Origin of the sequence: Mycobacterium sp. 23 (assembly GCF_048287075.1) — a bacterium.
In the GTDB taxonomy this organism is placed as follows: Bacteria; Actinomycetota; Actinomycetes; order Mycobacteriales; family Mycobacteriaceae; genus Mycobacterium; species Mycobacterium gordonae_B.
The window spans coordinates 6364175-6388664 of the sequence record NZ_JBLVUX010000005.1 but is presented as its reverse complement, the minus strand read 5'-3'; the positions used below and the strand labels follow the sequence as shown (position 1 = coordinate 6388664).

At 66.7% G+C, this 24490-nt stretch carries 23 protein-coding genes and 1 tRNA gene; 10 read left to right on the top strand and 14 right to left on the bottom strand.

The features are described 5' to 3' along the window. The first annotated feature begins 104 nt into the window (after positions 1-104). On the top strand, positions 105-410 hold the full coding sequence (locus ACNQS7_RS30355; protein WP_418015456.1) for an ANTAR domain-containing protein: 306 nt from the start codon (positions 105-107) through the stop codon (positions 408-410). 23 nt (positions 411-433) lie between these two features. On the opposite strand, the gene ACNQS7_RS30350 is transcribed toward ACNQS7_RS30355, so the two are convergent. Continuing rightward, positions 434-506, bottom strand: a tRNA-Asn gene (locus ACNQS7_RS30350). A 176-nt stretch (positions 507-682) separates the two neighbouring features. On the opposite strand from ACNQS7_RS30350, the gene ACNQS7_RS30345 reads away from it, so the two are divergent. After that, positions 683-973, top strand: coding sequence for a hypothetical protein (locus tag ACNQS7_RS30345; protein ID WP_418016210.1), 291 nt, complete (start codon positions 683-685; stop codon positions 971-973). 7 nt (positions 974-980) lie between these two features. Here the strand turns inward: ACNQS7_RS30345 and dnaG are convergent, their stop codons facing one another. Together dnaG and ACNQS7_RS30335 are read right to left on the bottom strand one after the other, a co-directional pair. Next, entirely contained in the window at positions 981-2915 is a 1935-nt protein-coding gene (gene dnaG / locus ACNQS7_RS30340; protein WP_418015455.1) for a DNA primase, read from the bottom strand. A gap of 4 nt (positions 2916-2919) precedes the next feature. Continuing rightward, positions 2920-4200: a deoxyguanosinetriphosphate triphosphohydrolase gene (locus tag ACNQS7_RS30335; RefSeq protein WP_418015454.1), complete on the bottom strand. Its 1281-nt coding sequence runs from the start codon at positions 4198-4200 to the stop codon at positions 2920-2922. Positions 4201-4412: 212 nt separating this feature from the next. On the opposite strand from ACNQS7_RS30335, the gene ACNQS7_RS30330 reads away from it, so the two are divergent. After that, on the top strand, positions 4413-5366 hold the full coding sequence (locus ACNQS7_RS30330) for an esterase family protein (RefSeq protein WP_418015453.1): 954 nt from the start codon (positions 4413-4415) through the stop codon (positions 5364-5366). A gap of 59 nt (positions 5367-5425) precedes the next feature. Then, positions 5426-7429, top strand: a complete 2004-nt coding sequence (locus ACNQS7_RS30325) for a TPM domain-containing protein (protein ID WP_418015452.1) — start codon at positions 5426-5428, stop codon at positions 7427-7429. Positions 7430-7580: 151 nt separating this feature from the next. Here the strand turns inward: ACNQS7_RS30325 and ACNQS7_RS30320 are convergent, their stop codons facing one another. From ACNQS7_RS30320 to ACNQS7_RS30290, 7 genes are all read right to left on the bottom strand, one after another. Next, positions 7581-7865, bottom strand: coding sequence for a WXG100 family type VII secretion target (locus tag ACNQS7_RS30320; RefSeq protein WP_055579135.1), 285 nt, complete (start codon positions 7863-7865; stop codon positions 7581-7583). Between the two features lie 61 nt (positions 7866-7926). Next, on the bottom strand, positions 7927-8223 hold the full coding sequence (locus tag ACNQS7_RS30315; protein ID WP_055581774.1) for a WXG100 family type VII secretion target: 297 nt from the start codon (positions 8221-8223) through the stop codon (positions 7927-7929). Between the two features lie 129 nt (positions 8224-8352). Continuing rightward, positions 8353-8682: a hypothetical protein gene (locus ACNQS7_RS30310; protein ID WP_418015451.1), complete on the bottom strand. Its 330-nt coding sequence runs from the start codon at positions 8680-8682 to the stop codon at positions 8353-8355. Positions 8683-9048: 366 nt separating this feature from the next. Continuing rightward, a complete protein-coding gene (locus ACNQS7_RS30305) occupies positions 9049-10236 on the bottom strand; it encodes a PPE family protein (protein ID WP_418015450.1) in 1188 nt (395 codons plus the stop codon). A gap of 236 nt (positions 10237-10472) precedes the next feature. Then, positions 10473-10751 carry a WXG100 family type VII secretion target gene (locus ACNQS7_RS30300; RefSeq protein WP_418016209.1) on the bottom strand — a complete coding sequence of 93 codons (279 nt, stop codon included), beginning with the start codon at positions 10749-10751 and terminating at the stop codon, positions 10473-10475. A gap of 96 nt (positions 10752-10847) precedes the next feature. Next, entirely contained in the window at positions 10848-12026 is a 1179-nt protein-coding gene (locus ACNQS7_RS30295) for a PPE family protein (protein ID WP_418015449.1), read from the bottom strand. Between the two features lie 870 nt (positions 12027-12896). Beyond that, complete coding sequence (locus ACNQS7_RS30290) at positions 12897-14312, bottom strand: glycine--tRNA ligase (protein WP_418016208.1); 1416 nt, start codon at positions 14310-14312, stop codon at positions 12897-12899. 172 nt (positions 14313-14484) lie between these two features. On the opposite strand from ACNQS7_RS30290, the gene ACNQS7_RS30285 reads away from it, so the two are divergent. Both ACNQS7_RS30285 and ACNQS7_RS30280 read left to right on the top strand, forming a co-directional pair. Continuing rightward, complete coding sequence (locus ACNQS7_RS30285; RefSeq protein ID WP_156452916.1) at positions 14485-14877, top strand: ArsR/SmtB family transcription factor; 393 nt, start codon at positions 14485-14487, stop codon at positions 14875-14877. Next, positions 14874-15281 carry a Fur family transcriptional regulator gene (locus ACNQS7_RS30280; RefSeq protein WP_055581778.1) on the top strand — a complete coding sequence of 136 codons (408 nt, stop codon included), beginning with the start codon at positions 14874-14876 and terminating at the stop codon, positions 15279-15281. The genes ACNQS7_RS30285 and ACNQS7_RS30280 overlap by 4 nt, the downstream gene beginning before the upstream one ends. A gap of 7 nt (positions 15282-15288) precedes the next feature. Here ACNQS7_RS30280 and ACNQS7_RS30275 read toward each other — a convergent pair whose 3' ends face one another. Genes ACNQS7_RS30275 through recO form a run of 3 tightly spaced genes read right to left on the bottom strand, consistent with a single transcriptional unit; the run spans position 15289 to position 17379 of the window. Next, a complete protein-coding gene (locus ACNQS7_RS30275) occupies positions 15289-15699 on the bottom strand; it encodes a hypothetical protein (protein WP_418015448.1) in 411 nt (136 codons plus the stop codon). Continuing rightward, positions 15699-16598, bottom strand: coding sequence for a decaprenyl diphosphate synthase (locus tag ACNQS7_RS30270; RefSeq protein ID WP_055581780.1), 900 nt, complete (start codon positions 16596-16598; stop codon positions 15699-15701). Before ACNQS7_RS30270 ends, ACNQS7_RS30275 begins: the two co-directional genes overlap by 1 nt. After that, positions 16582-17379, bottom strand: a complete 798-nt coding sequence (gene recO, locus ACNQS7_RS30265; RefSeq protein WP_418015447.1) for a DNA repair protein RecO — start codon at positions 17377-17379, stop codon at positions 16582-16584. The genes ACNQS7_RS30270 and recO overlap by 17 nt, the downstream gene beginning before the upstream one ends. Before the next feature lie 114 nt (positions 17380-17493). Between recO and ACNQS7_RS30260 the strand changes: the two genes are divergently transcribed. From ACNQS7_RS30260 to ACNQS7_RS30250, 3 genes are all read left to right on the top strand, one after another. After that, positions 17494-18993, top strand: coding sequence for an amidase (locus tag ACNQS7_RS30260; protein WP_418015446.1), 1500 nt, complete (start codon positions 17494-17496; stop codon positions 18991-18993). Between the two features lie 54 nt (positions 18994-19047). After that, positions 19048-20688, top strand: a complete 1641-nt coding sequence (locus tag ACNQS7_RS30255; RefSeq protein WP_418015445.1) for a RecQ family ATP-dependent DNA helicase — start codon at positions 19048-19050, stop codon at positions 20686-20688. A 145-nt stretch (positions 20689-20833) separates the two neighbouring features. Continuing rightward, positions 20834-22795: a PE domain-containing protein gene (locus ACNQS7_RS30250; RefSeq protein WP_418015444.1), complete on the top strand. Its 1962-nt coding sequence runs from the start codon at positions 20834-20836 to the stop codon at positions 22793-22795. Here ACNQS7_RS30250 and ACNQS7_RS30245 read toward each other — a convergent pair. Then, positions 22792-23757 carry a GlxA family transcriptional regulator gene (locus ACNQS7_RS30245; RefSeq protein ID WP_418015443.1) on the bottom strand — a complete coding sequence of 322 codons (966 nt, stop codon included), beginning with the start codon at positions 23755-23757 and terminating at the stop codon, positions 22792-22794. The two genes, ACNQS7_RS30250 and ACNQS7_RS30245, sit on opposite strands and share 4 nt — an antisense overlap. Before the next feature lie 76 nt (positions 23758-23833). Here ACNQS7_RS30245 and ACNQS7_RS30240 point away from each other — a divergent pair, with 76 nt between their 5' ends. Continuing rightward, on the top strand, positions 23834-24490 hold the full coding sequence (locus ACNQS7_RS30240) for a DJ-1/PfpI family protein (protein WP_418015442.1): 657 nt from the start codon (positions 23834-23836) through the stop codon (positions 24488-24490).

Sequence of the window (24490 nt, the reverse complement as noted above, 5' to 3'; positions counted from 1 at the left end):
GTTGTGTTGTTGTCTGCCGATCACCTGACGCCAATTCAGCGATTTTCCTAACACGTTGCAGCGCAACGTTTTCGCTGACTCCTTCAACGACGGGACGTCCAGACATGAGCGAGGCTCACAACGACGAAGGCCAGAGCACCCGGGCGATCGACATGGCCGTGGGGATCCTGGTCGGGTGGCGCCGCTGCAGCACCCAGACGGCGTTCCGCGAATTGCTGAGCGCCAGCGAACGACAACAGGTTCCACTGTTCGCCATGGCCGGAGCACTGGTCAATCTGGCCGGCCGGCACGCCAACGCCCAACCCGCCGGCGCGGCGGCAGAGCGGGGAGCCCAGCGCGAATGGGGCGAGGAATTCCTCACAGAAGCCCCCGCTGCCGCCAAGCGGCGCCCGGTCAACAGATGGCTGTGAAGACCGGTCACGACGACCGTCGGCTCCCCCGGAAGGACTCGAACCTTCAACCCTTCGGTTAACAGCCGAATGCTCTGCCAGTTGAGCTACAGGGGACTATCAGTCCAGCGAACGCTGGTGCTGACCGCGGGACGACTCTAGCGTACTGGCCGCGCCCGCAGCCAACCGGCACCAGCTGACCCATGTCGGGGCAGCCGCAAGGATCGGGCACGCCACTTTCCGGACGGATGAGGCAGGATGGAACGAACGCACTTCTTCTCGGAGGGATCGCTTTGATCGGGTATGTCGCCGTGTTGGGCGTGGGCTACGTGCTGGGCACCAAGGCCGGACGCCGCCGTTATGAGCAGATCGCCGGCACCTACCGTGCGCTGACCGGCAGCCCCGTCGCCAGATCGATGATCGAGGGGGGCCGGCGCAAGATCGCCAACCGCATCTCCCCCGACACGGGTTTTGTGACGCTGACCGAGATCGACAGCCAGACGGCCGTCATGGAGCACCGGTCAGGTGGCGACGAGGTGGACGACGTCGAGGTCGTCGCGCCGCGGGTGAACGCCGCGCGCTGAAGCGCGATCAGGCGGTGAGATCGTTGCCGCTGGCCTGCTCCAGCAGGCTGCGCCGGTAAGCCTCCATGGCGACCAGGTCGCCGAACAGCGCGTGGTATTCGTCGCCCTGCTCGATCGGTGACATGCGCTGCAGCTTGGACTTCACCTCGGCGATCTGGCGGCCCATCCACACCTCCTGCAGCCGGGCCAGCACCCCGGAGATGTACCGGGGCAGCTGCTCGTCTTCGGCGTTGATGCTCTCGACCCCCAGTTCGCTGACCAGACCGGCGGTGAGCGCGGAGTTGGTGTGCTGGCGCACCATGTCCAGCCATTGCGCCCCGCTGACTCCGGTCGAGGTGCCACCGGCCGCCTCGATGGCGGCCCGCACGGCCGCGTAGCCGGGGTGGGTGAAGCTCTCGACCGTCAGGGTGTCGAACACCGGGCCGGCCAGCGCCGGGAACTGCAATGCCGATTTGAGGGCCTCACGCTGCGGCCACAGCGTCGGGTCACGTGGGTCGGGACGGGCGGCGGCCGACGCCGCACCGACCGCGTCAGGCGCCGTCTGAGCGGGCTGTTGCGCGCCGCGGCGCGCGGTTCTGGTGCCGGTGCCGGCCGCTCCGGCAGGCGGCGACTTCTTGGCCTGGCTGCGCACCCGGTCGACGACCTGTGCGACGTCGTCCCAACCGACCCAGCCGGCCAGCTGCCGCGCGTACTCGTCGCGCAGCGTCGAGTCTTTGATCTGACCCACCATCGGCACGCACCGGCGCAGAGCGGCTACCCTACCCTCGGCGCTGTCCAGGTCCACTTCGCCGAGAGCGGTGCGAATCGCGAACTCGAACAACGGGGTTCGGCGGGCCACCAGGTCACGCAGCGCGCCGTCACCGGATTTCAGCCGCAGGTCGCACGGGTCCATGCCGTCGGGCGCGACCGCCACGAACGACTGGCCGGCCAGGTTCTGTTCGCCGCCGAAAGCCTTGAGCGCCGCGGCCTTGCCGGCTTCGTCGCCGTCGAAAACGTAGATCAGTTCGCCGCGGAAGAAACTGTCGTCCATCATCAGCCGGCGCAGCATGGCCAGGTGGTCATCGCCGAACGCAGTGCCGCAGGATGCCACCGCGGTGGTGACCCCGGCCATGTGCATCGCCATCACGTCGGTGTAACCCTCGACGACCACTGCCTGGTGACCCTTGGCAATATCGCGTTTGGCCAGGTCGATGCCGAACATCACCTGCGACTTTTTGTAAAGCAGCGTTTCGGGGGTGTTGACGTACTTGGCTTCCATCGGGTCGTCGTCGAACAATCGGCGCGCGCCGAAACCGATGACCTCACCCGAGGCGGTGCGAATCGGCCACAACAGCCGGCGGTGGAAGCGGTCCATCGGGCCCCGGCGGCCCTGCCGGGACAGGCCGGCCGCCTCCAGCTCTTTGAACTCAAACCCTTTGCGCTGCAAGTGCTTTGTCAGCGTCTCCCAGCCCGAGGGCGCGAAGCCGCAGCCGAACCGGCGGGCGGCCTCGGCGTCGAAACTGCGATCGGTGAGGTACTTGCGGGCCGGGGCCGCCTCGTCGGACTGCAGCGCCTGCGCATAGAACTCGGCGGCGGCGGAGTTGGCCGCGATCAGCCGGCTGCGGCTGCCGCGGTCACGCTGCACGCTGGTGGCGGGGCCGGCGTAGGTGATGGTGTAGCTGACCCGGTCGGCGAGCAGTTCGACGGCCTCGACGAAGCTCACGTGTTCGATCTTCTGAATGAAGGCGTACACGTCGCCGCCCTCGCCGCAACCGAAACAGTGGAACTGATGGTTCAGGGGCCGCACGTGGAACGACGGTGACTTCTCGTTGTGAAACGGACACAGTCCCTTGAGTGAGTTCGCGCCGGCACTGCGCAGCTGCACGTAGTCGCCGACGACGTCCTCGATGCGGGCAAGTTCACGGATGGCGGCGATATCGCGATCAGAGATCCGGCCGGCCACGGGCTCAGTCTAAGGCCGTGGGCCCGCCGAGTTGGCCGGCGTCGATACGTTCCAGGCGCCCCTCGGTGTAGGACGCGATCTGATCGACGATGACCCGCAAGCGGGCACCGTCGTCGGCGGCGGCGTTGAAGGCCGCGGCGAACACCGGATCGAGGGTGTGCGGCGCGCCGCTTTGCAGCCACTGCGCCACCCGGTGGATGCGTTCACGCTGTTGGGCCTGGGTTTCCAGATGCCGCGGGTCGGACATGATGAACTGCAGGGCCAGGATCTTGAGCAGCGCGACCTCGGCGCGCACCATGTCCGGCACCTGGAGGTCGGCCTGGTAGCGCACCAGCGGACCCGGGCCGGACGCCGCACGGGTGGTAGCGATCGCCGCGGTGGCAAAACGGCCCACCAACTCACTGGTCAGCCGCTTGAGCGCCACGGCGGCCGCCAGGGTTGCGTCGTACTTGCCGACCGAGGCAACCACCGGCAGCCCCGAGAGACGCTGCGCGGCCCGGATCAGTTCGTCGGCCTTGATCCGGGGGAACTCACTCTCTCCCAGCTTGGCCAGGGCCGCCGCCTCGTTCTCGTCGGCCAGCACGCGCAGGTCGATCCGTTCGGAGACGACGCCGTCCTCGACGTCGTGTACCGAATACGCGACGTCGTCGGCCCAGTCCATCACCTGGGCTTCCAGGCAGGTCCGCCCCGCGGGCGCACCCTGGCGGACCCATTCGGCCGCGGCTCGGTCGTCGTCGTAGAAACCGAATTTGCGCGCCCCTTGCGTCCGTTCCCACGGGTATTTCGTGACCGCGTCCAGCGCAGCGCGCGTCAGGTTCAAACCGGCGCTGCAGCCTTGTGCGTCAAGCACTTTGGGCTCAAGGCTGGTGAGGATGCGAAAGTTCTGCGCATTGCCCTCAAAACCGCCGTAGTCGGCGGCGACCTCGTTGAGCGCCCGCTCGCCGTTGTGCCCGTAGGGCGGGTGGCCGATGTCGTGGGCCAGGCCGGCCAACTCGACGAGGTCCAGGTCGCAGCCCAGCGGGATCGCCATGCCGCGCCCGATCTGGGCCACCTCGAGCGAATGGGTCAACCGGGTGCGCGGGGTGTCACCCTCGCGAGGCCCGACGACCTGCGTCTTGTCCGCCAGGCGGCGCAACGCGGCGCTGTGCAGCACCCGCGCCCGATCACGCGCGAAGTCGGTGCGGAGCTGACCTTCGGTACCCGGCAGACCCGCGGTTTTCGGCGCTTCAAGTACCCGCCGCGCGCGGTCGAAGTCGTCGTAGGGGTCGTGTTGATCGGTACTCACCGACCCACAGTCTGCCAGGGCGAACCTGGCGGGTGCGTGCAGTGCTGCCGACGGTTAGCCCGCCTGGTTGTGGGTAACACACCGGTCACTGGGTCGGATCCAGGGTTGCAGAAGGCCGGCGGGACGAGCACCTCGTCCCGCAACGCAGTTCGGTTGGCGAGAGGCACCCGCGGCGAGCCCGCCAGACCGCATCCCACGCAATAGGAGTCACCATGCACAAGCACACACACCATTGGATCCGTCGACTGACCACTGCCGCAATCGCGGCCGCGGCCCTGCCCGGTCTGCTGGGAATCACCGGCGCTGAACCGGCCGCACGAGCGGCGGCGCCCGAATTTCTGCAGGTTCCCTCCGCGGCGATGGGCCACAACATCACCGTCGAGTTCCAGCAGGGCGGCGCGCCGGCGGTGTATCTGCTGGACGGCCTGCGTGCGCGCGATGACCGCAACGGCTGGGACATCGAGACGAACGCCTTCGACGAGTACCAGGGCTCGGGCATGTCGGTGGTCATGCCGGTCGGCGGTCGGTCCAGCTTCTACGCCGACTGGTACGGGTCGGCCAACGGCGCCACCTACAAGTGGGAGACGTTCCTGACCAGCGAGTTGCCCAGCTTCCTGGCCGGCAAGGGCGTCCGGTCGACCCGCAACGCGGTGGTCGGTGTCTCGATGTCCGGATCTTCGGCGTTAATACTGGCGGCCTACCATCCCGGCCAGTTCGCGTACGCAAGTGCATTGTCGGCGTACCTGACGCCCTCGAGCGGGAACGGGCCCACGCTGATCAAGCTGGCGATGAACGACGAAGGCGGCTACAACCCCGAAGACATGTGGGGACCGTCCGGCGGGCCGGGCTGGCAGCGTCACGACCCCACCCTCCAGGCCGGCCGGCTCGCGGGAAACAACACCCGCCTGTGGGTCTACAGCGGCAACGGCACACCGTCGGAGCTGGGTGGCGGCGGCGGCAACCTGCCGGGCCAGATCATCGAGCAGGTGGTGCTGCAGAGCAACGTGGACTTCAAGAACGCCTATAACGCCGCCGGCGGCCACAACGCCACCTTCAACATCGACGGCAGTGGGCAGCACGCCTGGGGTTACTGGAACGCGCAGTTGGTGGCCATGAAGGGCGACATGCAGCGCACCCTGGGCGCCGGGGGCGGCGGGTCGAGCTGATCACCCCCGGCGCACAGGCCAGTCGCTGAATAGGCGGCCGCCCACGTTTAATTAGCGGTATGCGCATTGCTCGCCTGATCGGCGTGTTCCTGACGATGGTGACGGTGGGGCTGGGCGGGGGGTTGCTAGTGGCTCCCCCCGCCGGCGCGCAGCCGCCGTTTAGGTTGTCTGAGTACCTCACCGACAACGCGCATGTCCTCGGCGATGCGGACCGCGCGGCCGTCACGGCCGCGGTCGACAGGCTCTACACCGACCGGCACATCCGGCTCTGGGTCGTCTATGTCGACAACTTCTCCGGTCAAAGCGCCGAGAACTGGGGCCAGCGCACCTTCCGAACCAGCGAGCTGGGTAACTACGACGCGCTGCTGGCGGTGTCCACCGGCGGCCGGGCGTACTCCTTCCTAGTGCCCAACGGGATGCAGGGCGTCACCCCGAGTCAGGTCGACAACCTGCGGCACAACCAGATCGAACCCGCGCTGCGGAACGCCCAATGGGGCGCCGCAGCGATCGCCGCCGCACAGGGACTCAATCAGACGACCAGCTCGACGGGTCGTTATGTGCTGCTGGCCGCGCTCGGCGCCATCGTTCTCGCGGTGGTCATCCTGCTGTTCGTGATGCGCCGTCGCGCCCGCCGACGGCGCGCCAAAGCGGTGGCTGCGGCTCGGCGGGTGGATCCCACCGACGCGACCGCGCTGGCCGCGGTTCCGCTGGACATCCTCGACGAGCTGTCCCGGAGCAAAGTGGTTGAGGTCGACAACGCGGTGCGCACCAGTTCCAACGAGCTCGCGCTGGCGATCGACGAGTTCGGCGAACCGCGGACCGCGCCCTTCACCCAAGCCGTGAACAACGCGAAAGCCGCTCTGGCACAAGCTTTCACGGTGCGCCAGCAACTCGACGACAGCACCCCCGAGACGCCGGCGCAGCGTCGCGAGTTGCTTACCCGGGTGATCGTCTCGGCTGCCAATGCCGACCGCGAACTGGAGTCGCAGACCGAAGCGTTCGAGCGGTTGCGTGATCTGGTAATCAACGCCCCGTCCCGCCTCGACGCGCTGACCCAGCAGTACGTCGAGCTGACCGCCCGGGTTGACCCGGGCGAGCAACGCCTGGCCGAACTGCACCGTGAATTCGGTGCCACCGCGTTGACCCCGGTGTCGGGCAATGTGGCCACCGCCAAGGAGCGGCTGGAGTTCGCCGACCGCAATATCGGCGCGGCGCGTGAGCTGGCCGCCCACGCCGTCAGCGGGCAGCAGAGTCGTCTGGTCGACGCGGTGCGGGCCGCCGAATCAGCTCTCGGACAGGCCCGCTCGTTATTCGATGCGGTCGACAGTGCGGCCGACGACATCCGGCAGGCGGTGGCTAATCTGCCGTCGGTGCTGGCCGACATTCAAACGGCCATCAAGCGGGCCAACGAGCAGTTGCAGAAGACCCAGGGCAACAAGTCCGCGCACACCGGCGAACTCATCGCCGCGCGCGACGCGGCCGCCCGGGCACTGGACAACTCCGGAGGCGATCGCAGCACCGCCGACCCACTCGGTGCCTTCGCGCGGCTGTCCAAGGCCGACGCGGAGCTCAATCAGATGCTGACCCTGGTGGCTCAGGAGCAGGCGAATGCCGAACGTCTCCGGCGGTCGTTCGAGCAGGCGATCTTCACCGCCGAATCACGGGTTCACGCGGTATCCGAGTACATCGACACCCGGCGCGGCAGCATCGGACCCGAAGCCCGGACCCGGCTGGCCGAGGCTAAGAGACAATTGGAGGCCGCGCACGCCCGGAAGTCGTCCAACCTCCCCGAAGCCATCGCGTATGCCAACGGGGCCTCGACGCTGGCTGCACAGGCCCAGTCGCTCGCCAACGCCGATGTCCAGGCGGCGCAGCGCGCCTACGCACGTCGCGGCGACGGCGACACCGGCGCCATGCTGGGCGGCATCATCATCGGGGATCTGCTCAGCGGGGGCCTGCGAGGTGGTTTCGGCGGCTGGAGCCCGACGTCGTTCGGCGGGTCCTCGAGCACGTCGGGCGGGTCATCCGGTGGTGGCTTCATGGGTGGCGGCGGGCGGTTCTGAGCCCAGCGGCAGCCAAGCGGCAGCCCAGCCGCACAAAAAACTGCGCACGCCCACCGGGAGGTAGGCGTGCGCAGTCTTGCTCAGTTCAGATGGCTCGCGACGTGCGCACCGGGTTTCGGCCCGATGCGCCGCCGCGAACCGAGAACTTCTATCAGGCCCAGCTGGACCCGACGGCGCTGTCGGTCTGCGCCATGTTGCTGCCGGCGCTCTGGACCTTCTGGCCGTGGGCGTTGGCCTGCTCGTAGATCACCTGGAAGTTGCGGCCCAACTGGGCGATGAACTCCTGGCAAGCCACCGAACCGGCGCCGCCCCAGAAGTCACCGGCAGCCAGCACATCGCGAACGATGGCCTGGTGCTCGGCCTCCAAGTTGGCGGCCTGTGCGCGGATCAACGCGCCGTGCGCGTCGACGTCACCGAACTGGTAGTTAATGGTCATTGAACTGGTCTCCTTAGTTTGTGAAAGTTTTTAAGCTGCAGCGGCTTTCGCCGCCATCGGGCTAGCTGCTGAGGATCTGCTGCGAAGCCTGCTCTTGCTGCTCGTAGTTGTTGGCGTCGCGGATCAGTCCGTCACGCACTCCGTGCAGCATGTTCACAATGTTGCGGAAGGCCTGGTTCATCTGGCCCATCGTGTCCAGCGAGGTCGCCTGAGCCATACCGCTCCAGCCGGCGCCGGCGATGTTCTGCGAGGACGCCCACATACGACGGGCCTCGTCCTCAACGGTCTGGGCGTGCGTCTCGAAACGGCCCGCCATGGCCCGCATAGCGTGCGGGTCGGTCATAAAACGAGTTGCCATCTTGGCTATCTCCTTTGGGTTCGTGGAAGTGTTGCTAAAAACTCAACCAGTTTGATTGATGTGATCACCGGGTCCGGACTTTCCGGATCCGCTAATCACCCGTAAACATCGACAGTCTTTCCCTTTCTCTCATCCGGCTGCCGGCGAATGCGGGACCACGCTGCTTCCGCGTGGCATCTCGAAACGTGGTTCGGCGTTTTCCGCTTCCCACTGTTTCCACTCCGCCCATTCATCCCACTCGTCGTTGGCCGGTTCGATCGGTTCCGGATCGACCGCACCTGGCACCACGACGACGTCCTCGACACCTGATTCAGACTCCTTCGCCCAATGGTCGTAGTCGTCTGGTGGAACGGCCGTACCCCAACTCAGCGGAACCGTTAGTCCGCCCAGCATGCCCGACACGCCCCGTTTCGCCGCCACAGAATCGGGCGGCAAGGGCGGACCTAGAGGCAATAGCACGCCTGTCCCCTTTCAGTGCCGATCTCATCTTCTTGCTCCATGTAAGTACACACCACCGAGCACCAGCATCGTAAGACAATCTCGCAACAAATATGGGCGAAATCCGAGATTTCACCGTTGCCAGAGCGCTCCATCGGGTGCCTGCGCCCCCACCAGCAGGGTTTGACCGCCCACCACCGGCACCCGGAACCTTGACATCCGGTTGAGCCGAAGCCGTCACGGCGCAACCCGGCCGCAGGCACACCGGTCGCGAGTCTGCGTCAATCATCGGCGCGCCGACGGCAGCATTCCCGTCGGTCATCGGTCCGCAAAAAAAAGCGCGGGCGACGCAACCCCCGTGCGTCACCCGCGCCACAATCGTCTGATTTATCCGACGCCGGTCCGCGGGATCACGCTCGGGCGGTTCTGCACCACGTGCGGACTTGCGCCGCCACGGCCCATCATGCCGCCGGGCATACCCCCACCGGCGCCGCCTGCGCCCATAGGCATCGGCATCATCGGCATGCCGCCGCCCATGCCCGCGCCTCCCGCCGCCTGCGCCATCTCGGCGGCGTTTACGCCCAGCCCCGACATCGCGCCGGTGGCCATTCCCTTGGGGACCGATCCCTGCCAGGTCGGCGGCACCGACATCGAACCCACCAAACGCGCGTTGCCCAGACCGGCCGACATCCCGCCACCGAGAGCGGCGCCGCCCGCGCCCAGACCCTTCATCGGGTTGACGTCACCGACGAACTTCGGCGCGTCGACCAACCCGGCGGCCGTCGAGGCCCCGGCCAGTCCGGCGGTGCTCGAGGCGGACGTGCCGGCCTGCATCAGCGGGCCGATCAGCATGCTGGCCGGCATCGCACCCATTTGCACGGCCGACATCGCCATATCCACCGGGACCGCCGCGGCTGCGGACTGAACTCCCGCCACTACTCCGGGAGCCGCGGCCATGACTCCCTGGACCGCCGGGCTGACCGCCGCTGAGGCCGAGGTTGCCAGCCCGGTGAGCTGTGCCCCGGCGTTCGCGGCCAATCCGGCCAGGTCCATCGGCGGAAGAGAGAACGGGGTCAGGCTCTCGGCCACCGCCGTCGCACCTCCGTGATAGCCGAGCATCGCGGCCACATCCTGAGCCCACATCTCCACGTAATCGAACTCATTGGCGAAAATGGCCGGGGTGTTCAATCCCAGGAAGTTCGTCGCGATCAGCGTCATCAGCGATATCCGGTTGGCCTCTACCACCGCCGGGTGAACCGTCGCCGTCAACGCACCCTCGAACGCCGATGCTGCTGCACGCGCCTGCAATCCCGCCGCGTCCGCCTGGCCGGCCGCTGCCGACATCCAGTCCACATACGGCAACGCCGCGGCCGCCATCGACGCTGATGCCGGTCCCGCCCACGGCCCGCTGGTGAGACCCACGATCACCGAGTTGAATGACGACGCCGACGCCGCCAGATCCGCGGCCAAGCTCTCCCAGGCCGCCGCCGCCGCGTGCAGGGGGCCCGGTCCGGCCCCGCTGAAAATCCGCAAAGAGTTGATCTCCGGCGGCAACCACGCAAAGTCCAAAATCATCAAATCCCCAAATCAGCCGGCCGCATCAACGGCTCCATCACTCCATCAACCATCACTACTGCCCTACCTGCGAAACCACCCCTACAGATCGTAAAACAATCCACCAGCAGCAGTCTGGAGTTTGGCCAAACTGGCTGCATTTGGTGTTCACGCGCGGAGGCGACTTTGGTTACTCGCTCAGTGTATTCGCTTTCTGAACGGCCCAGGACACCAAAACCGTCCCACCGTCGGGTCCGTCAGGCCCAGCCGGACCCGACGGCGCTGTCGGCCTGTGCCATCTTGCTGCCGGCGCTCTGCACCTTCTGGCCGTGAGCGTTGACCTGCTCGTAGATCACCTGGATGTTGCGGCCCAACTGGGCGATGAACTCCTGGCAGGCCACCGAACCGGCGCCGCCCCAGAAGTCACCGGCAGCCAGCACATCGCGAACGATGGCCTGGTGCTCGGCCTCCAAGTTGGCGGCCTGTGCGCGGATCAACGCGCCGTGCGCGTCGACGTCACCGAACTGGTAATTGATCGTTCACCCCGGAAATGCTCCCGGCCAGTCAAGATTTACTTGAGCCGCCGCCCATTCCCGCAAATGAATTCATGCCGAGTTCGGACAAATGCGTTCTTATCCGACGCCCGTCCGCGGGACCACGCTGGGCCGGTTTTGCAACACGTGCGGGCTGGCACCGCCACGGCCCATCATGCCGCCCGGCATCCCTCCTCCGGCGCCGCCCATACCCATCGGCATGGGCATCATCGGCATGCCACCGCCGCCAGCGGCCTGTGCCATCGCAGCCGGATTCGGCATCGCACCCAGCCCGGCCATCGCAGAGCTGCCCATGCCCTTGGGGACCGACCCCTGCCAAGTGGGCGGCACCGACATCGCGCCCACCAGATGCGCCTTGCCCAGGTCGCCCGCCATTCCCGCGCCGAGCGCGGCACCGCCAAGGCCCTTGGCTGCCGGTGCGATATCGCCGACGAACTTCGGAATGTCCGCGAGATCAGCGGCCGCCGTTGCGCCGGCCAGACCGGCCGTGCTGGTCGCTGATTGCCCCGCTTGCATCAGCGGTCCGATCAGCATGCTGGCGGGCATGGCGCCCATTTGTACCACCGACGCCAGCGACTGGATCGGCAATCCCGCCGCGAGTGCCTGCGCTCCCGTAGCCAGACCGGCGCCTGCGGCCACGGCGCCCTCCAACATGGGGCTGACCGCGGCCGACGCCGTGGTGGCCACTCCGGCGACCTGCGCACTGACGTTGGACGCCAGGCCGGCCAGGTCAAACGGCGGAATAGCGAACGGGGTCAGGCTCTCGGCCACCGCGGTCGCACCCCCGTGGTAGCCGAGCATGGCGGCCACGTCCTGAGCCCACATCTCCACGTAGTCGAACTCGTTGGCGAAGATGGCCGGCGTGTTCAGCCCGAGGAAGTTCGTATTGATCAGCGTCGTCAGGGATGTGCGGTTGGCCTCCACGAGCGCGGGGTGCACCGTCGCCGTCAACGCACCCTCGAACGCAGACGCCGCCGTCCGCGCCAAACTCGCCGACGCATCCGCTTGGCCCGCCGCCGCCGTCATCCAATCCACATACGGCAGTGCCGCGGCCGCCATCGACGCCGACGCCGGTCCCGCCCACGGCCCACTGGTCAGACCCAGGATCACCGAATTGAACGAAGACGCCGACGCGGCGAGATCCGCCGCCAAGCCCTCCCAGGCCGACGCCGCCGCATGCAGCGAACCCGGCCCCGCACCAGCGAAGATCCGCGTTGAGTTGATCTCCGGCGGCAACCATGCAAAGTCCCAAATCATCGCAACCCCAACCCCAGCCAACCGATCCGACTAGTCACGGGCGGCTCGCGACGCGAACCAGCCCTGGGCGGATCGTAAGCCAGATCACAGAAAAAGTCTGTAGTTTCGCGAAAATTATCTTGATGAATTTGATAAGGCCGGGCCCAGCCCGGCTGGGCCCGGACGCCTGCCCAGCCCCTGTCCATCAATTCGACAACACCACTGCAATATACTTCTCGAATCCCACCAGCGATAAAGCACTGAAATGCCTTTCCAAGAAACGTCCGCGGGCGGGTTTGGCAGGACCCAATGAGAATTCTGAGCACTCCGATACCCGGAATTTGCAAACCCGAACTCCCGGTTCCGAACACGGAAATTCCGGAATTCGCCGCGCCCGCGCTGGAGGGGACCCTCGTTCGGACGTGTTGGCCATTCTGCGTTGCCGGTGTTGAGCGCGCCGAAGGTGGCCACCCCCGCCCGGAGTATCGAATACCGAGTTCTGCCAACCACAATTGGCGCTGTCCGATCGGGCGTAGTGACCCGAGCGGAAGGTGCCGGTGCCGGCCTTGAGGGACGCCGGGACGGATACCCGCTCGGCTCGCCGGACCGAATGCTCCGGTGCTGAGGTCGCCGACGCTACGGGCGCTAGTACGCGTACCCCAATCTTTTGCCGACGCCAGCCCCGAATTCCTGCGTCATGCGGCTCCTGAATGGCTACCAGCGCTTGGAGAAATCCGATGTCGACGGCTCGGGGAGTTGCCGAGGCGGGTGTTCGATCAGAGAAGTCGACGCTGCCGTCTCGGGAATTACCGGCGCTCGAAGAATCCGAAATGCCGGGCGCAGCCGGAATGCCGAAAGCGAGGTTGCCCCGGTCAACGGGCAGATTCCCCGTTAACCGCCCTTGAGCCGCACAGCCAGATAGTCGGCGACATTGTCGATCCCCACCCGCTCCTGCGTCATGGCGTCGCGCTCGCGCACCGTCACGGCGTTGTCCTCGAGCGAGTCGAAGTCCAACGTCACGCAGTAGGGCGTGCCGATCTCGTCCTGCCGCCGGTACCGCCGGCCGATCGCTCCGGCGTCGTCGAACTCGATGTTCCAGGATTTGCGTAGCTCGGCGGCCAGGTCGCGGGCCTTCGGACTCAGGTCGGCATGGCGGGACAGTGGCAACACCGCCGCCTTGACCGGCGCCAGCCGGGTGTCCAGTCGCAGCACCGCACGCTTGTCCACGCCACCCTTGGCGTTGGGCGCCTCGTCCTCGGTGTAGGCGTCGATCAGGAACGCCATGAACGACCGGGTCAGGCCCGCCGCGGGTTCGATGACGTACGGCGTGTAGCGGGTGTCGGTGGCCTGGTCGAAGAACGACAACTCGGTTCCGGAATGCTTGCTGTGCGTGGACAAGTCGAAGTCCGTACGGTTTGCGACGCCCTCCAGCTCACCCCACGGGTTGCCCTGGAAGCCGAACTTGTACTCGATGTCGACGGTGCGGTCGGAGTAATGCGACAACTTCTCCTTGGGGTGCTCGTACAGTCGCAGGTTCTCCGGATCGATGCCGAGGTCGACGTACCACTGGCGCCGGGTGTCGATCCAGTACTGGTGCCAGTCCTTGGCGGTGGACGGCTCGACGAAGAACTCCATCTCCATCTGCTCGAACTCACGGGTGCGGAAGATGAAGTTGCCCGGGGTGATCTCGTTGCGGAAGCTCTTGCCGATCTGCCCGATACCGAATGGCGGTTTCTTCCGGGAGGTCGTCATGACGTTGGCGAAGTTGACGAAGATGCCCTGCGCGGTTTCGGGGCGCAGATAGTGCAGCCCTTCCTCGGTTTCGATGGGGCCGAGGTAGGTCTTGAGCATCATGTTGAACTCGCGCGGTTCGGTCCACTGGCCCTTGGTACCGCAATCCGGGCACACGATCTCAGACATCGGCACTGAATCGGGATCACCGCCCTTTTTGGCCGCGTATGCCTCTTGCATATGGTCCTGACGATGCCGCTTGTGGCAGTTCAGGCACTCCACCAGCGGGTCGTTGAAGACCTCGACATGGCCGGAGGCCACCCACACCTCGCGCGGCAGGATGATCGAGGAGTCGAGCCCGACGACGTCGTCCCGGCCGGTGACAACCGAGCGCCACCACTGCCTTTTGATGTTCTCCTTCAGCTCCACGCCCAGCGGGCCGTAATCCCAGGCCGACTTGGTGCCCCCGTAGATCTCTCCCGAGGGGAAGACGAAGCCGCGCCGCTTGGCCAGGTTGACTACGGTTTCGATAACGGACGCCACGGGGGTGTGCGCTCCCTTCGGGGGACTCGGCAGACACGGGCAGCGACGACCGCTGCCCGCAGATCATCCGTCATGGTAGCGATCGACGTCAGGTCTTTGACATGCATCATCATGCATGTGACAGTGGAGGGCATCCGGGGCTGGTTCGACCGGACCCGCGCATCGGCCCCTACGCTTCCAACTCCAAAGGTGGTGACTCGACACGGTGACATCGCCGTCGACCCCTACCGCCGCTGATGACGAACTGGCCGGTCATCACGAGCACAGCGCTGACGGCGTCGCTGCGCACCCCGCGTACCCGACGCCACCGCCGCGCGAGATTCTGGACGCCGCCGGTGAGTTGCTGCGTGCGCTGGCCGCGCCGGTACGCATCGCGATCGTGCTGCAATTGCGTGAGTCCCAGCGCTGCGTGCACGAACTGGTCGACGCTTTGGGGGTGCCGCAGCCGTTGGTCAGTCAGCATCTGAAGATCCTGAAGGCGGCCGGGGTGGTCTCCGGGGAGCGGTCCGGCCGTGAGGTGATGTACCGGCTCGCCGACCATCACCTGGCCCACATCGTGGTCGACGCGGTGGCCCACGCGGGTGAGGACGCGCCATGACCTCCAGCGAAGGAACCACTGTCCGTTCCACGCGTCAGCGCGCGGCCATATCCACCCTGCTGGAAACGCTCGACGAGTTCCGCTCGGCCCAGGAACTGCATGACGAGCTGCGGCGTCGCGGCGAGAACATCGGCCTGACCACGGTGTACCGCACGCTGCAGTCGATGGCCGCGGCCGGCATGGTCGACACCCTGCGCACCGACACCGGAGAATCCGTCTACCGCAGGTGCTCGGATCACCACCATCACCATCTGGTGTGCCGCAGCTGTGGCTCGACCATCGAGGTCGGCGACCATGAGGTCGAGTCCTGGGCGGCCGAGGTGGCGGCCAAGTACGGATATTCGGAAGTCAGCCACACCATCGAGATCTTCGGCACCTGCTCAGATTGCAGGCGCAACGGTTGAGCACTCGCTAAGCGGTCAGCTCGCTGCGGATCCGCGCACCGGTGTCGAGCACCAACAGGATGAGGGTGCGCAGGGCCTCGTCGGTGAGGCCCGCGCCGGGAAAGTTGTAACGCAGCATCACGTCACCGGTCTTGGCGGTCCTGGTGCCCTTGGCGGGCGTCTTCTCCAGCAGAGTCAGCGAGCCGAAGTTGACCTCCCGCGCCTGGCCGGCCACCTGGTCGCGAACCTTCTTGGTCAGTGGCAGATCCCAGGCCAGCACCTGGGTCAGCGACATCAGGTCGAGGTCCTCGACTATGCGTACCACCCGCAGCGAAGCGAACGTTCCGTCGTGGCGGAGCGTGAGCGCTCCGTCGGGCTCGGACTCCACCGAGACGATCTCGCCGAGTATCGCCGCCAGCCGATCGTGCAGAGGTGTCATCAGGCGCTCCCAAACCGTCGGTTGCGCGACGCGTACTCCTCGCAGGCCGCCCACAGATCGCGCCGGTCGTAGTCTGGCCACAGCTTGTCCTGGAAGACGTATTCGGCGTAGGCGGCCTGCCACAACATGAAGTTGCTGGACCGGTGCTCGCCCGACGTCCGCAGGAACAGGTCCACATCGGGGATGTCCGGTCGCTGCATGTGACGAGAGATCGTCGACTCGTTGACACGCTCCGGGTTGAGCCGGCCGGCCGCGGCCTCTACGGCGATTCGCCGGGCGGCCTCCGCGATTTCCGTCCGGCCCCCGTAGTTGACGCAGTAATTGATGGTGATGACGTCGTTGTTCTTCGTCACTTCCTCCGCGACGGCCAGCTCGTTGATGACGCTGCGCCACAGTCGCGGCGCGGAGCCCACCCAACGGATCTTGACGCCCATCTGGTTCAGGATGTCGCGCCGTCGCCGCACCACGTCACGGTTGAAGCCCATCAAGAACTTGACCTCTTCGGCCGACCGCTTCCAGTTCTCCGTGGAGAAGGCATACAGGCTGAGCCATTTGATCCCGATTTCGACTGCGCCACAAGCGATGTCGATCACCACCGCTTCGCCCATCTTGTGCCCCTCGGTGCGGCGCAGGCCGCGCTGGGTGGCCCAGCGGCCGTTGCCGTCCATCACTATGGCGACGTGATTGGGCAGCTGAGCGGCCGGGATGCGCGGTGCGACCGCCTTCGATATGTGCTGCGGAGGCCGGCGCGGTCCCCCGCCCGGCGCCGGCGGCAGGTCGGGGAAGACCACGGGCCAGGTCGACGTGTCGGGAAAGACCGGGTAGTCGTCGGGTGCCGGAGGTAGCTGCGGGAAGTCGGAGGACTTCAGTCGGTCGGCCTTTTTAGCCACACTCGGCATCCTGCCCGATCAGCCCCGCCCGCCGATCGGCGACCGTGCGATCAACCTGGTAGACCCGCTCCACCAACGGCAACGTTTTGAGTTGCCGCTCCAGATGCCATTGCAGGTGCGCAGCCACCAGTCCGCTGACATAGCTGCGATGCGACGGCGGGGACTGCTCGGCAGCCTCCCAGTCGCCGTCGTGCAACGCCGACATCAGATCCAGCACGCCCAACGGCGGGGTGGTGGCTCCGGCCGGACGGCAGTGCGCGCAGACGCTGCCTCCGGCGGCGATGTGGAACGCGCGATGCGGACCGGGGGTCGCGCAGCGGGCGCACTCGGTCAATGCCGGCGCCCATCCGGCGGTGCCCATGGCGCGCAGAAGGTAGGCGTCCAGCAGCAACTCGCGGGGGCGGCGCCCGTCCGCGACCGCCCGCAGAGCGCTAACCGTGAGCCGGTGCAGCACCGGCGCGGGCGCCCGCTCCTCGCCGGCCAGACGTTCGGCGGTTTCCAGCATCGCGCAGCCACAGGTGTAGCGGCCGTAGTCGTTGACGATGTCGGTGGCGAACGCATCGATCGAGACGACCTGGGTGACGATGTCGAGGTTGCGGCCCGGGTGCAGCTGCGCGTCGATGTGCGCGAACGGCTCCAACCGCGCGCCGAATTTGCTGCGGGTGCGCCGCACTCCCTTGGCCACCGCACGGACCAACCCATGATCACGGGTCAGCAGGGTGACGATCCGGTCGGCTTCTCCGAGCTTGTGCTGACGCAGCACAACAGCCCGGTCTCGATACAGCCGCATCATCCTGATCTTAGTGGCGACCCACTGCGCCCGGCTTCGCCGCGCTGGTGATCGCCACGAGTTTTGCACCCCACCGCGACATCGCGGGTATCCGCGCCGATAGTCTCGTACCCCGTGGTCAGCGCTTCTGGGTCAGTTTCCGGGGTCGATTCCGGCTCCGACAACCGGCGCTTGCCCACGTTGACCGACCTGCTCTACCAGCTCGCGACCAGGAAGGTCACGGCTGCCCAGCTGGTCCGCCGTTCCCTGCATGCCATCGATGTGAGCCAGTCCACATTGAACGCGTTCCGGGTGGTGCTCACCGAGTCGGCCCTGGCCGACGCGGCGGCGGCCGACCGGCGCCGCGCCGCCGGCGACACGGCACCGCTGCTGGGGATCCCGATCGCGGTGAAGGACGACGTCGACATTGCCGGTGTCCCCACCGCGTACGGCACCGACGGCTACGTCCGGCCCGCCACCGTAGACAGCGAGGTGGTGCGCCGCCTCAAGGCGGCCGGCGCGGTGATCGTCGGCAAGACCAACACCTGCGAGCTGGGACAGTGGCCGTTCACCAGCGGGCCGGGTTTCGGACACACCCGCAACCCCTGGGCGCGCCGGCACACCCCGGGAGGGTCGTCCGGCGGGAGCGCGGCCGCGGTTGCCGCGGGCCTGGTGACCGCGGCGATCGGCTCCGACGGCGCCGGCAGTGTGCGCATCCCGGCGGCGTGGACGCATCTGGTGGGCATCAAGCCGCAACGTGGACGCATCTCCACCTGGCCGGAGCCCGAGTCGTTCAACGGCATCACGGTCAATGGTGTGCTGGCCCGCACGGTCGCCGACGCGGCGCTCGTCCTGGACGCGGCGTCCGGCAACGTCGAGGGCGACCTGCACAAGCCGCCCCCGCTCACGGCGTCCGACTACGTCGGCATCGCGCCCGGTCCGCTGCGGATCGCGTTGTCGACCGGCATCCCGTACACGTTCTTCCGGGCCAAGCTGCATCCCGAGATCCTGGCGGCCATACAGAAGGTGGGCGAGCAACTCGAACTGCTCGGCCATACCGTGGTCAAGGGCAACCCGGACTACGGGGTGCGGCTGTCGTGGGATTTCCTGGCCCGATCGATGTCCGGGCTGTGGGACTGGGGAGAACGACTCGGCGAGAACGTCAACTGGGACCCCCGCACGCTGTCCAACATGCGCACCGGCCACATGCTCTCCCAGGCGACCCTGCGCACCGCGCGCCGCCACGAGGCCGCCGATCAGCGCAGGGTCGGATCGATTTTCAACATCGTCGACGTGGTGCTGGCTCCGACCACCGCGCAGCCACCCCCGCTGGCGCGTGCCTTCGACCGACTGAGCGGCATCGCCACTGACCGGGCCGTCATCGCCGCCTGCCCGTACGCGTGGCCGTGGAACGTATTGGGCTGGCCGTCCATCAACGTTCCGGCCGGTTTCACCTCCGACGGACTGCCGATCGGCGTGCAGCTGATGGGCCCCGCCAACAGTGAGGGCATGCTGATCTCACTGGCCGCCGAACTCGAGGCGTTCAGCGGCTGGGCGTCGAAACAACCCAAGGTCTGGTGGAACACCGGCAACAGCACTCCCCCGTTGCACAGCGTGCCGGAGCCGCGCGCCTGAAACCGTGGACAGCGCTTCGAGTTTGGCGATTGCCCCGTGGGGTAGTTGACCGCGATGGATGGATCGGCAGGCGACACCGGCGAACTCGACGCGGTTGCCCGCAGTCACTTCGGCTGGGACGAGCTCACCGAGCATCAGCGCGCGGCGATGCGGGCGGTACTGCACGGTCGAGATCTGCTTGCCGTCATGCCGACCGGGTCCGGGAAGTCGGCTATCTACCAGATCCCTTCCCTGCTCACCGACGGTGTGACACTGGTGGTCTCGCCGCTGCTCGCGTTGCAGAAGGATCAGATCGCCGCGATTGAGGAGAGTGGCGCGGGAACGGCGGTGGCGGTCAACTCCGCGCTGCGCGCCGCCGAGCGCCGTCGAGCGTGGCAGGCCATCGAGAGCGGCAGTGCGGACTTCGTTTTCATCTCGCCCGAACAGTTGGCCAACGATGACGTGGTCGACCGATTGCGCCGGGCGCGGCTGTCGTTGTGTGTCGTCGACGAAGCGCACTGCGTGTCCGCGTGGGGCCACGACTTCCGCCCGGACTACCGGCGGCTCGCCGATGTCTTTCGTCAACTGGGACAGTCGATTCCGGTTGCCGCCCTGACGGCGACCGCGTCGGTGGTGGTGCGACGGGACATCGTCGGGCGGCTGGGACTACGCGAACCTACCGTCGTCATCGCCGGGTTCGACCGGCCCAACCTGCGGCTGATCGTCGAACGTTACCTCGATGAGGAGAACAAGCGCTCCGCCGTGATCGACTGGGTCGCGGCGTTACCGGGCCCCGGCCTGCTTTACACCGCAACCCGCAGCGATTCCGAGTCCTATGCGGAAAGTCTGCGCGAGAAGGGCATTGCCGCGGCGTGCTACCACGCGGGCATGTCCGCGGCACAGCGCGAGGAGGTACACGCCGGTTTTCGCGATGACACCTATGAAGTAGTGGTGGCGACGTCGGCGTTCGGGATGGGCATCGACAAACCCAACGTGCGGTTCGTCGCTCACGCGTCGACTCCGGACTCTCTGGACAATTACTACCAGCAGATCGGCCGGGCCGGTAGGGACGGCGAGGACGCCCACGCTCTGCTGTTCTATCGGCCCGAAGACTTAGGCCTGGCACGCTTTTTCACCGCAGGGCGACCGGACGAGCAGTTGCTCCGCGCGGTATTCGGCGTGTTGGACCCGGTGCAGCCGACGAGACTGAAAGACCTGCGCGGCGCGTTGGCCGAGCCTGGCCGCCGACTCACGAACGCGATCAACATCCTTGAAGAGGCGGGCGCGGTGCGCTCCACGCGGAGCGGCTTCGTGCGGGCGACGGCATCGCCGGACGCGGTGGTCGCGGCGGCCACGGAGGTGATGGAACTGCGTGAGCGCGTTGACCTCAGCCGTGTCGAGATGATGCGCGGCTACGCCGAAACCTATTCGTGTCGAAGGGTTTCCCTACTCTCCTATTTCGGCGAATACTTGGACGATCCGTGTGGCAACTGCGACCGGTGCCTGGCAGCCGGGCAACCAGACGACGTCAGGACCGAACGGCCGGCGTACCACGTCGGGACCGCCGTGCGGCATTCTCAGTGGGGTCCGGGACTGGTCATCGGCGGCGACCGCGAACGTGTCACCGTCCTTTTCGACGAGTTCGGGTACCGGACTCTGTCGATTGCCGCGGTGCGCGAGAAAGGTCTGCTGGGGGTCGCAGACAGCGGCAGCTGAGGGCGCGTCTGACACCCTCGGCGGCTCGCCGGTTCATGTCATTCACAAATCTTTCGTTTCTCCGGGTCAAACGTGTTGGAAGCGTGTAATTATGAGCATCGCCCCGTGTTCCGGTGGTTGAAATCTGACGGGTTGGAGGACAACGATGTCGTATCTGATCGCTGCACCGGATGTGTTGACGTTTGCGGCGGCAGAAGCTGCGGGCATCGGCTCATCGATCAGGGCGGCCAGCCTGTCGGCACTGGCTCCGACCAGCACGCTGGCAGCTGCTGCCGCGGACGAGGTATCAGAAGCGATCGCTTCGCTGTTCTCCGGCCACGCCCTGGACTACCAGGCGCTCAGTAAGCAAGTGGCAGCGTTCCACGAGGAGTTCGTGCTCGCGGTGAACGCGGCCAGCGGGGCGTATGCGGCCGCGGAGGCAATTAACGCCGGTCCGTTGCAGCCCGTCGTCGACGGGGTCCTTGACGTGATCAACTTGCCTACGAACCTCTTCTTGGGCCGCCCGCTGATCGGCGACGGCTACAACGGCACACCGGGCACCGGGCAGGACGGCGGGGCCGGCGGAATCCTCTGGGGCAACGGCGGCGCCGGCGGCTCGGCCGGGCTGATAGGCCAGACCGGGGGGCGTGGCGGCGACGCCGGGTTGATCGGGAACGGTGGAGTCGGCGGCACCGGCGGCCTCCGAAGTGGGACCGGCGGCGCCGGCGGCACGGGCGGGTTGTTGTGGGGTAATGGCGGTGCCGGCGGCACGGGGGGCATCGGCGGGAGTATCAGCCCCGCCGGAACCGGTGGAATCGGCGGCTGGTCGTTGTCCTTGTTCGGCAACCCGGGTGCGCCCGGCAGCCCGGGCGCTTACTACACCAACCTGATGATGGTCACGCCCCAAGAGGCGTTTCAGCTGATGCAGAACACCCCAGACGAAAACTTCCTGCTGATCGGGACCGACGGCACGAACCTGAGCAGAGTCCTGGCCGACCCCCTCAACGTGAACTTCCGCGAACTGATGGGCGAAAGTGTCACCTCCGCGTCGACGATCGTCGGGCACACCAGCGTCTCCAACCCGTCGTGGACGACCATTCAGACCGGCGTCTGGAGCGAGACGGCCGGCGTCACCAACAACGTCTTCACCCCGTGGACGTACGACAACTGGCCGACCGTTTACAACCAACTCGAGGCGGCCTACGGCACCAAGGTCGACACCACGGTGATCGCCAACTGGCCAGTGATCACCGACATCGCCGGCGCCGGCGCGTTCCCCGCCGACAACATCACCTTCGTCGGGCACTCGGCGAACGACCCGCTCTGGTTCGCATCGAACAACGAGGTCGGCACGCTGAGCCAGAACGCGATATCGCTCGCCGACAAGAACAAGGGCAACTTCATCTTCTCGTACTTCGTCGGTGTTGATGAGGTGGGCCATGCGTACGGCGGTGCCTTCCCCGAGTACGCCGCGGCTCTTAGAAACATGGATGCCAACCTTGGTTCGCGGACCGGCGGAACTGGCCTGATGGGCGCGGTCCAGGCCTGGGAGACCGCCAACAACGAGCAGTGGGACGTGCTGATGGTCACCGACCACGGCCACATCGACCCCAACCAGTTCAACCGCGGTCACGGCTTCCAATCACCCTATGAGACAGCGACATTCCTGATCTGGGATCAAGCCGGCGACATGAGGAACGGCTGGATCAACAACCCGTGGCAGATCGTCAGCACGACGCCGACGATCATGGACCAGTTCATGATTCCGCAACTGCCCTACATGCAGGGCGCGCCCCTGACGTCCCCCGTCTTCGACCCCTTCTACGTCAATCCTGGCGCGAACCTGTTCAGTGTGGTCAGTGCCGATTTCGGCGCCCAGGGCTACCCAGACCCCATCACCAACTACAACCTGGACGCGCGCACCGTCGCCGCCACGATCCCCTACCTGGTATTCGACCCGATACAGAACATCGTCGACTCGGTGCCCAGCTTCCTGCAGGCACCGGTCTCATGGCTGGGCGCCGGCGTCTATCAGGCACTGAACATCCCCGCACAGGTCTTCGTCCGGCTCACCGGTGTGACCGGCAACCAGATCATCCCGCCGATACTGAACCCGTTCCTCGACTAGCAAGCCGCTGAGTCAGCCGCACCCCGCTGCTCCCGAAAGGTGGTGCGGTAACTCAGTGGGGCGACGCCGGACACCCTGCGGAACTGTTCACGGAAGTTGGCCGCCGAGGCGAATCCCACTCGGCGAGCGATGGTTTCGACGCCTTCGTCGGTCGCCTCGAGTAGTTCCTGGGCGTGGCGGATCCGCACCCCGTTGACCCACTGCATGGGTGTTTGACCGGTCTCGCGCATGAAGCTGCGGTTCAGCGTCCGCACACTGGTGGACGCATGGCGCGCGATGTCGACGAGCGTCAGCGACCGGTGCGCGTTGTTCTCGATCCAGGCCAGGACCGAGTCGAGTTCGGTGTTGGCTTCGCGCCGGTTACGGATGATGAACTGAGCCTGCCCACCGGTCCGGTGCAGCGGGGCGACCGCCAACCGCGCGGCGTCGGCAGCCACTGCCGAGCCGTAGTCGCGCGCCACCATGTGCAGGCACAGGTCCAGGCCCGCGGACGCGCCGGCCGAGGTGAGGATCTGGCCTTCGTCGACATACAGCGCGTCGGCGTCGAGCCGGACGGCAGGGTAGGCAGCCGCGAACAATTCGGCCGCCATCCAGTGCGTGGTCGCCCGTCTGCCGTCCAGTACCCCGGCGGCAGCCAGCGTGAACGCGCCGCTGCAGATCGACGCTATCCGAATTCCCTTGCCATGGGCGGTCTTCAGGGCACTCACCACATCGGCGCGAACCGCGGCGCTGACGTCGTTGCGTCCCGGCACGATGATGGTGTCGGCGGTCGTGAGCTCGTCGAGCCCGAAATCGGTGGTGATCCCGATCGGCCCTGCGGGAACAACGCGTTGCGCACCGCACACCCGCACGCAGTAGCCAGGCCTGCCGTCCGCCAACCGGACTCGCCCGAACGTCTCGATCGCAATAGACAGGTCGAACGCGATGACGTCCGGCTCTGCCAGGACGGCGACGGCATGCATGAATTGGCAATATACCGTCGCATCATGGCTTTCCGGCCACTGGTCCAAAACACCGATCCGGGCAAACATTGCCGGGATGCATGTGCAAATAGTGCTTTACGACGGGTTCGACCCGCTGGATGTCATCGGTCCTTTGGAGGTGCTCGCCGCGGGCAGCGAGTTCGTCGGCGGTGAACTGGCGGTGTCACTGGTCTCGGCGCAGGGAGCCCGCAACGTCACCAGCGGAACCCTCGGCCTGACCCTGACTGCCACCGATGCGCTCGATCCGGACCGCGCGGGTTGCGTGCTGGTGCCCGGTGCCGCCGGTCCGATCGCCGGTGACCCCGATGACGGCGTCGAAACCATCCCGGTGTTGCTGGCACGGGCGGCCGGCACGGAGCTGAGCCCGTTGTTGGCCACGGCCTTTCAAAATCCGGAGATCACGGTGGCAGCGGTCTGCGGGGGGTCGGTGATCATGGCGATGGCGGGACTGATCGAGGGGCGCCACGCGGTGACGCATCACCTGGGCCTGGACTTACTGGACGCGGCCGGGGTCAACGCGGTGGCGGCCCGCGTAGTCGACGACGACGACCTGGTCACCTCGGGCGGGGTGACGTCCGGCCTGGACCTGGCGCTGCATCTGCTGGAGCGGTGGTATGGCCCACGGATCGCGCATGCCGTCGAGGAGCTCTTCGAATACGAGCGGCGAGGCATCGTGTGGCGCAATGCCGGCCGGGAACCACAGGAGGTTTGA

What these genes read in the sequence shown, in the direction of transcription:
- ACNQS7_RS30320 (WP_055579135.1), bottom strand. Translation starts at nt 7,865, where the DNA reads ATGACCATTAACTACCAGTTCGGTGACGTCGACGCGCACGGCGCGTTG.
- ACNQS7_RS30250 (WP_418015444.1), top strand. Translation starts at nt 20,834, where the DNA reads ATGTCGTATCTGATCGCTGCACCGGATGTGTTGACGTTTGCGGCGGCA.
- ACNQS7_RS30240 (WP_418015442.1), top strand. Translation starts at nt 23,834, where the DNA reads ATGCATGTGCAAATAGTGCTTTACGACGGGTTCGACCCGCTGGATGTC.
- ACNQS7_RS30325 (WP_418015452.1), top strand. Translation starts at nt 5,426, where the DNA reads ATGCGCATTGCTCGCCTGATCGGCGTGTTCCTGACGATGGTGACGGTG.
- ACNQS7_RS30315 (WP_055581774.1), bottom strand. Translation starts at nt 8,223, where the DNA reads ATGGCAACTCGTTTTATGACCGACCCGCACGCTATGCGGGCCATGGCG.
- ACNQS7_RS30295 (WP_418015449.1), bottom strand. Translation starts at nt 12,026, where the DNA reads ATGATTTGGGACTTTGCATGGTTGCCGCCGGAGATCAACTCAACGCGG.
- ACNQS7_RS30245 (WP_418015443.1), bottom strand. Translation starts at nt 23,757, where the DNA reads ATGCATGCCGTCGCCGTCCTGGCAGAGCCGGACGTCATCGCGTTCGAC.
- ACNQS7_RS30255 (WP_418015445.1), top strand. Translation starts at nt 19,048, where the DNA reads ATGGATGGATCGGCAGGCGACACCGGCGAACTCGACGCGGTTGCCCGC.
- ACNQS7_RS30330 (WP_418015453.1), top strand. Translation starts at nt 4,413, where the DNA reads ATGCACAAGCACACACACCATTGGATCCGTCGACTGACCACTGCCGCA.
- recO (WP_418015447.1), bottom strand. Translation starts at nt 17,379, where the DNA reads ATGCGGCTGTATCGAGACCGGGCTGTTGTGCTGCGTCAGCACAAGCTC.
- ACNQS7_RS30270 (WP_055581780.1), bottom strand. Translation starts at nt 16,598, where the DNA reads ATGCCGAGTGTGGCTAAAAAGGCCGACCGACTGAAGTCCTCCGACTTC.
- ACNQS7_RS30355 (WP_418015456.1), top strand. Translation starts at nt 105, where the DNA reads ATGAGCGAGGCTCACAACGACGAAGGCCAGAGCACCCGGGCGATCGAC.
- ACNQS7_RS30305 (WP_418015450.1), bottom strand. Translation starts at nt 10,236, where the DNA reads ATGATTTTGGACTTTGCGTGGTTGCCGCCGGAGATCAACTCTTTGCGG.
- ACNQS7_RS30275 (WP_418015448.1), bottom strand. Translation starts at nt 15,699, where the DNA reads ATGACACCTCTGCACGATCGGCTGGCGGCGATACTCGGCGAGATCGTC.
- ACNQS7_RS30280 (WP_055581778.1), top strand. Translation starts at nt 14,874, where the DNA reads ATGACCTCCAGCGAAGGAACCACTGTCCGTTCCACGCGTCAGCGCGCG.